The organism is Vibrio sp. 1167, from assembly GCF_033340375.1.
GTDB lineage: Bacteria > Pseudomonadota > Gammaproteobacteria > Enterobacterales > Vibrionaceae > Vibrio > Vibrio alginolyticus.
Map to the genome: position 1 here is coordinate 1 of NZ_JAWOWK010000094.1, position 1125 is coordinate 1125.

The window sequence follows — 1125 nt, forward strand, 5'->3', positions numbered from 1 at the left end:
GTGCATACAGCATTCTGACTGAAGTAGAAAAAATGGCAGTTGAAGGCAAGATGCCTGAAGAGGAAGCAAAAGCACTCGCAACACGCCTACTGCGTAACAACATCTACAAAGACAACGAGTACGTGTATGTGGCGGACGAAAATATGATGTTTATTGCCGCACCACTAGATCCTCAACTACACGGAACCAGTTTCCATGACTTTAAAGATGGCAGCGGTAATAGCGTAGGCCAACTCATCCTAGATGTTTTGGGTCGCAAAACAGGTCAGATTGTTGAATATACCTGGAGCCAAAAACAGGCCGACGGCAGCATTGAAGAAAAACACTCGATAGCAGAAAAAACACCACATTGGGGTTGGGTTGTCGGCACAGGTATTGGCTTTAATGAAGTGAATGCACGTTTTTGGTCGACAGCACAGTGGCAGCTTATGCTGTGTCTGGTTATCGCAGGTTCAATTCTTGGAGGCTTGATCATCTCAATTCGCAAAATGCTCAATCTCTTAGGAGGTGAACCTAACGATGTACGAGAAGCGGTTCAAGCGGTTGCACAAGGTAACATCCAAACTAGCTTTGATACCGTCGCTCCAAAAGGCAGTATCTACCATGCGGTTCAGAATATGAGCCAATCATTGGCAACCATGGTGACTAACCTTGAACAATCGATGCACGCTCTACGCGATGAGCTATCAGCAGTAGAGTCGCGCTCAAATTCCATCGCCGATCTTACCGTTTCTCAGCAGCAATCGACCGCAATGATTGCAACAGCGATGACAGAAATGGCTTCTTCCGCTAACCATGTGGCAAGCTCTGCTAGCGACACAGCACGTAATACCGATGAAGCAGATAAACAAAGTCAGCACACTCAATCACTGATCCACAGTACGGTAGATAACATCCAAGGTCTTGCGACTCAGCTGAATACTGCAAGTAAAGCGGTTGCCGATCTCGATCAAGATGTAAACAACATCGTGAAAGTTCTGGATGTAATCGGGGATATTGCGGAACAAACCAACCTATTAGCCTTGAACGCTGCAATTGAAGCAGCCCGAGCAGGCGAACAAGGACGAGGCTTTGCTGTAGTAGCAGATGAGGTGCGTAATCTTGCAGGTCGAACTCAAGACAGCA

1 protein-coding gene is annotated in these 1125 nt (G+C 46.8%); it reads left to right on the plus strand.

The features are described from left to right. A partial coding sequence (locus R7Z78_RS24610; RefSeq protein ID WP_318117043.1) for a methyl-accepting chemotaxis protein occupies nt 1–1125 on the plus strand: 1125 nt, incomplete at both ends.